5 protein-coding genes are annotated in these 6,385 nt (G+C 37.8%); 2 read left to right on the top strand and 3 right to left on the bottom strand.

Going from position 1 to position 6,385, the window contains the following annotated elements; genetic code table 11:
- From B4237_RS07850 to B4237_RS07840, 3 genes are all read right to left on the bottom strand, one after another.
- Positions 1-1,296, bottom strand: a 1,296-nt coding sequence (locus tag B4237_RS07850) for an ethanolamine ammonia-lyase subunit EutB (protein WP_286942564.1), incomplete at its 3' end; no start/stop codon positions are given.
- A gap of 15 nt (positions 1,297-1,311) precedes the next feature.
- Positions 1,312-2,754, bottom strand: a complete 1,443-nt coding sequence (gene eat / locus B4237_RS07845; RefSeq protein WP_278596435.1) for an ethanolamine permease — start codon at positions 2,752-2,754, stop codon at positions 1,312-1,314.
- 296 nt (positions 2,755-3,050) lie between these two features.
- Positions 3,051-4,016 carry an alpha/beta hydrolase gene (locus B4237_RS07840; protein WP_023014353.1) on the bottom strand — a complete coding sequence of 322 codons (966 nt, stop codon included), beginning with the start codon at positions 4,014-4,016 and terminating at the stop codon, positions 3,051-3,053.
- Between the two features lie 160 nt (positions 4,017-4,176).
- On the opposite strand from B4237_RS07840, the gene B4237_RS07835 reads away from it, so the two are divergent.
- The gene (locus B4237_RS07835; protein WP_278596436.1) at positions 4,177-5,889 is read left to right on the top strand and encodes an AAA family ATPase; all 1,713 of its coding nucleotides are present in this window, start codon (positions 4,177-4,179) and stop codon (positions 5,887-5,889) included.
- 9 nt (positions 5,890-5,898) lie between these two features.
- Positions 5,899-6,261 (top strand): 5-carboxymethyl-2-hydroxymuconate Delta-isomerase, encoded by a 363-nt coding sequence (locus B4237_RS07830; protein WP_278596437.1) that lies wholly within the window; start codon positions 5,899-5,901, stop codon positions 6,259-6,261.
- Positions 6,262-6,385: the final 124 nt, after the last annotated feature.

Below are 6,385 nucleotides of genomic sequence, written 5' to 3'. Positions count from 1 at the left end.
GAACCAAGCTGCAAACTCAGGGGCAGGTTTTAAGCCCAAAAGTCGTCTTAAGTACAACGCATCATGGAATGATGTGGTTTGATAATTCAGCATTACGTCATCAGAGCCAGGGATACCCATAATAAAATTAAGTCCAGCCGTACCAAAAAGGGTGAGGAGTACATCCATATCGTTCTGATCTGCATCTGCGTGGTTGGTATAACAAATATCACAGCCCATCGGTAAACCGAGTAATTTCCCACAAAAATGATCTTCTAAACCTGCACGGATAATTTGTTTACCGTTGTAGAGATATTCGGGGCCGATAAAGCCAACAACAGTATTGACCAGCAATGGTTTATATTTTCGAGCAACAGCATAAGCACGTGTTTCAAGTGTTTGTTGATCAACACCATGATGTGCATTACTGGATAGAGCACTGCCTTGTCCAGTTTCAAAATACATGACATTTTGCCCTAATGTCCCTCGATTCAGTGCTAGTGTTGCCTCATAGCCTTCTTGTAATAAATCAAGTGAAATCCCAAATCCTTCGTTGGCTCGTTGTGTTCCTGCAATAGATTGGAACATTAGATCAATGGGTACATTCTTTTCAGCCAGTTGGATACCTGAACTGATATGTGTCAGAACACATGACTGCGTGGGGATTTGATACTCTTGAATGACGTGATCAAGTAGTTTTAACAACTCTGTAAGATTATGCAAATTGTCTGTTGCGGGATTAATTCCTATCACCGCATCGCCATTGCCATACATTAAACCATCTAAAATACTCGCTGAAATACCAAGTGCATCATCAGTTGGATGGTTAGGCTGTAACCGAGTCGATAAATGACCTTTTAACCCAATGGTATTACGGAACTGAGTGACGACTTCGCATTTGCTTGCGACATAAATTAAATCTTGATTGCGCATGATTTTACTGACCGCAGCAACCATTTCTGGTGTAAGCCCTGAAGCAAGCTGAGATAATGTTTCAGTTGTCGCTTGTTCGCTCAACAACCAATTCCTAAAGTCACCCACAGTGAAATGAGAGATCGGAGCAAAAGCATATTGATTGTGCTCATCAATAATCAAGCGTGTGATTTCATCTATGTCGTAATCAACCACAGTTTCATTGAGAAAGGTTTTTAGTGGTACATCCGCTAAAGCCATTTGAGCAGCAACACGCTCTGTTGCATCAAGTGCAGCAACCCCTGCCAATTCATCACCAGAGCGTAAAGGTGTTGCTTTTGCCATCAATGTTTTTAAATCAGTGAAATGATATTGTTGATTGGCAACCATAATTCGATAGCTCATTGTGATTTCCTTATATTATTTGGCTTCTTGTTCTGCTGCCTTGATATTGGCAAACTCTTCTTCTGGCGTACCTTTAATTAAATGATAGCGGCTATAGAATAAAAAGTAAGCAATAAAGCAAGCGTAGATTGCAGCTGCGATAAACCAAACTTTAGGATTCACCACGAAACCTGCAACAACCGCAGCAATGGCAAGCACTAAGGCAATGATTGAAGTAAAAATGCCCCCAGGTGTTTTGTAAGGACGTGGCATATCAGGTTTAGATAAGCGTAATTTGATATGCGCAAGTAACATCAGCACATAAGAAATGGTTGCACCAAATACAGCAATTAAAATAAGAGAGTCGCCTTCACGAGTGAGAGAGAGAAAAAAACCGATAATTCCGGGGATAATAATGGCTAAATAGGGGGCTTTGTTTTTATTGGTAAGTGATAACGAGGTTGGTAAATATCCTGCACGAGACAGAGCGAAAATTTGACGAGAATAAGCATATATAATTGAGAAAAAACTCGCAATTAAACCAGCCAAACCCACGAAATTAACAAAGGTTGCTAACCATGTTTCTGTTCCATAGACTTTGGTCAATGCATCAACTAAAGGTGCGCCTGAGTTTTGTAATGTACTTGCACCAGCAGCGCCAGCCCCTAAGACTAAGATCAAGATTGCGAAGGCTGTTAAGATCAACATCGCACCAATTAGACCTCTAGGTAAAGATTTTGCAGGGTCTTTGGCTTCTTCAGCAGCCAATGGAACACCTTCGACTGCAAGAAAAAACCAAATGGCAAATGGAACAGCCGCCCAAATACCTAAATAGCCTTGTGGAAGGAATGCGCTTGCACCTGTTGCCGTGGTGGTCGGAATATCTAATAAATTTTGTAAGCTAAAATGTGGTGCCATTGCCGCAACAAATACCACCAGAGCAATGACCGCAATTAAAGTAATTGCAAACATGATTTTAAGTGCTTCACCAGCACCTTTTAAATGAATACCCATAAAGAGTAAATAGCAGCTTAAATACACTATCCAACCGTTGAGACCAAACAGGGATTCACAATAGCCACCGATAAAAACAGCAATTGCAGCGGGTGCAATTGCATACTCAATTAAAATGGCTGTTCCTGTTAAATAACCTCCGAACGGTCCAAAAGCAGCACGAGCAAAACTATAACCACCGCCTGCGGTTGGCATCATTGTCGCCATTTCCGACATGCATAGACATAAACATAGATACATGATTGCAACGAGGATGGTCGCAACAAACATACCACCCCAACCACCTTGGGCAATCCCAAAATTCCAGCCTGCAAAATCACCTGAAATGACATAGGCAACACCTAAGCCAATGAGGAGAAGCCAACCGACTGTACCTTGTTTGAGTTGACGTTGAGAAAAATACTCAGCCGATGAAATTTCTGCGCTTGACGAAGAAGGGGCAGATACAGAGTTCGCTTGTTCCATACAACTTTACTCCTCAGAGTGAATTTGTATCAAACAGTGCAAAAGTAATGCCTAAATTTAGATGTGCTGATTTATTTTTAGGTTTTTTTATTCCAAATGGTAAAAATAAAAGCTTTTTCTCTTTTCATTTGAGAGTTTATATCAGTTACCAATAGGCAGATTTATTTGAGAAAAGGATAAATGCAAAAAAAGTAGGAAATTTTGAATAATATACTTTGTGGTGCTCAAATATGGTGCGAAATATTAAAAAAAGAACTCCAAAACAAGTTTTTGGAGTTCCCTCATAAAAATTAATCCTAGTTAATCTTTTGCTCTAACCATTGAAAGAGCTGCTGATATACTTCCGCTCGAACAGCGGGTGCTGACAGTACAAGATCATGTAGCCCATTATGAATTGCTAAAGTCTGCACATCACCTTGCATTTTTTTAGCATTATCGGTCATGTCTTTAACATCTAGAATAACGTCGCTTTGTTGCGCATCCGTACCCCATTTACGAGGGTATTTAGACTGGTGCGAATGCATAATCAGTGTAGGGACTTTTAGACTAACACCTTTATGGATTTCTTTTTGTGCCTCGTGAATTGCTGTAACAAAACAGAGATCCACAAAAGGCATGGTTTTAGGCTTCCAATCTAGATTGAAATCCCATTCGCCGTAAAAATCTTTATGCAAACTTGGTGTGTACCATTTATTTAAGCCACTTGGAAATTTGGCATTCGGTAACCGTTTACCAACCTCACTGAGTAAAGGAATGCCAACTTTTTTCTCAATAACACTTTTATAAAAATCATAAAAAGGACTATTTGCCCAAACTGCTTTAATGAGGCGGTGATCAGGGTAATGTGCTGCATAAAGTGTTGTAATCAGACCACCTGTTGAATGCCCAGCAAGCAAGACTTGATTGTGATTTTCTTGACCAATAATTTCGAGTGCTTTACTGATTTCAGCATCGTACTCTCTCAAATCAAGCACATAGTAAAGTTTTTGATGAGCGAGTTTAGAGCGACCATATTTTCTTAGATCGAGTGCATAGAAATCATAACCATGTTGATTAAATTGCTCAGCCATTTCTTTTTGAAAGAAATAATCGGCAAAACCATGGATATAGAGAACGGCTTTTTTCGTTGCTAATGCGGCTTTCTTTCGGATCAAAGTCGCAACAACTTTTCCATCATAATCATCAGCAAAATCTAAGGTCATTTGCTGATAATCTTCACCTAATATATCTGTTTGATATGTATTGAGATTTGAGCTATTCATTTTTATATATCAAGTCTGAATTCATTAACAAACACATTAAATGAAAACCTTCGTATGTCAATGTAAAAGTGAGGCATGATGAGTTTTCTCCATGACATAGATTTTTATTTTCCATAAAAAATCGTTAAGCTATGTGCTGTTGTTTTTGACTGAAGAAATTATGAAACAAGAGACTGCACTCAAGTTACTTAAAGCTGGGGAAAATGTTTTTTTAACGGGCTCAGCCGGTGCAGGAAAAACTTATACGTTAAATCAATACATTCATTATTTAAAAGCACGCAAAGTACCTGTTGCAATTACAGCTTCAACGGGTATCGCTGCAACGCATATGAATGGGATGACCATTCATACATGGGCAGGAATTGGAATCAAAGATAGCTTGAGTGATGATGATCTCAAGCGTATGAAAGAGCGAAAATATTTAAAAGAGCATTTAGAAAATGCCCAAGTTTTAATTATTGATGAAATTTCAATGTTGCACGCCAAACAGCTCAATCTTGTTAATCAAGTCCTCAAATACTTTAAAGAAAGTGACGAAGCCTTTGGGGGGATTCAAGTGATTGTAGCTGGAGATTTTTTCCAGTTACCTCCTGTGGGCCGAAATGGCGAGGCCAATCGAGATAAATTTTGTTTTATGTCGGATGCTTGGGTCGAAGCAAAATTTCGTGTGTGTTACTTAACGGAGCAACATCGTCAGGATGATGAAATTCTCAACCAGATTTTAAATGCAATTCGCGCGCAAAATATTCAAGGCAATCATATTTCGGCTTTACAACAATCTCGTCAGCACGATATAGGTGAGACATTTACCTGCCTTTATACACACAATATGGATGTTGATAATATTAACTATCAGCATCTTAATGAAATCGATAATGAAAGCCACCAATTTAATGCAGTTTTAGATGGTAATGAAAAGCTGATTGAAACCTTGAAATCATCAGTTCGTGCACCAGAAGAACTTACTTTGAAAAAGCATGCCAAAGTTATGTTTGTAAAAAATAATTTTGATATGGGCTACATCAATGGCAGCTTGGGTGAAGTCATTGGATTTGAGGAAGATGATAAAAATGGTATTTTGCCTAAAGTGAAATTGACTGATGGCACAACCTTATTGGTTGAGCCAGAAACTTGGTCAATTGAAAATGAGGCAGGTAAGGTGATTGCGAGTTTTCAGCAAATTCCTTTACGTTTGGCTTGGGCGATTACCATTCATAAGAGTCAGGGTATGACCTTAGAAGCAGCAGAAATTAATCTAACGCATACTTTTGAGAAAGGTCAGGGCTACGTTGCTTTATCTCGATTGAAGTCTCTGACTGGACTTAAATTATTAGGTTTCAATGAGCAGGCTTTAGAGCTAGACAGTTTGGCAATTAAAGCAGATCGCCGTTTTCAGGAGTTGTCTACTGAAGCTGAAACGAACTTTGAAAATATTGATTTAACTACACAACATAATGCCTTTATTCGTCATTGTGGTGGTACGTTAAATACGACGGAAATTAGTCGTAATGAGAAAAAACTCGCTAAAGGTGCGAAGCAGAATTATGCAGCTGCAACTTTAGAAGAAACACGTGCTTTATTTGAAGAAGGTTATGAGATTGAAGATATTGCACATGAGCGTGGTTTAACGCCAGCAACGATTATTAATCATCTATCTCGTCTACATAAAGAACAAGGTTTAGATATTACTGTAGCGAATCCTGGTGATGACGTCGTGGAAGAAGTTCGTAAGATTTATAAACGTTTGCATAAGCGTAAAAATCCTGAACATTTTACTGATGATGGTGCAATTAAACTCAGACCGATCGTTGAAGCAACAAGTCCTAGGATGGCTTATGATCAAGTGCGTTTAGCTTTATTATTTATTGAATAGGAGCAATAAATGCCTCATATCATTACGAATTATTCTTCTAATTTAAATGATTTAGATTCGTTGCAACTTTTGAAAGACGTAAATACTGTATTACTCAATACGATGCTATTTAGTGAGCATGATATCAAGTCTCGTATTTTTAAAGATCAAAATTTTTTAATAGGTGTAAATGGAATTCAAGATGCTTATATCCATTTAAAACTCTATTTATTAAGTGGACGATCTGATGCTCAAAAAAAATCATTAGGTGAATTACTGCTCAGCATCCTTGAACAGAAAAATTATTTAAAATCAAAAATAGATTTACAAATACAACTCTGTGTTGAGGTGATTGATATGCCTAAAGAAAATTATTTTAAGTCTACAGTATGATTGAAATTATGAGATTAATAATGAGAATTCAATAGATTAGTTAAATAGTTGCAATAAAGTAACATTAAAAATATAGACAGATTAGTCTATGGTTTATAGAATGCGCGAAATTTAAGTCAATATT

Origin of the sequence: Acinetobacter sp. UBA6526 (genome assembly GCF_002434875.1) — a bacterium.
GTDB lineage: Bacteria > Pseudomonadota > Gammaproteobacteria > Pseudomonadales > Moraxellaceae > Acinetobacter > Acinetobacter venetianus.
This window is presented reverse-complemented; position numbering and strand designations above follow the sequence as displayed.

What these genes read in the sequence shown, in the direction of transcription:
- eat (WP_278596435.1), bottom strand. Translation starts at nt 2,754, where the DNA reads ATGGAACAAGCGAACTCTGTATCTGCCCCTTCTTCGTCAAGCGCAGAA.
- B4237_RS07840 (WP_023014353.1), bottom strand. Translation starts at nt 4,016, where the DNA reads ATGAATAGCTCAAATCTCAATACATATCAAACAGATATATTAGGTGAA.
- B4237_RS07835 (WP_278596436.1), top strand. Translation starts at nt 4,177, where the DNA reads ATGAAACAAGAGACTGCACTCAAGTTACTTAAAGCTGGGGAAAATGTT.
- B4237_RS07830 (WP_278596437.1), top strand. Translation starts at nt 5,899, where the DNA reads ATGCCTCATATCATTACGAATTATTCTTCTAATTTAAATGATTTAGAT.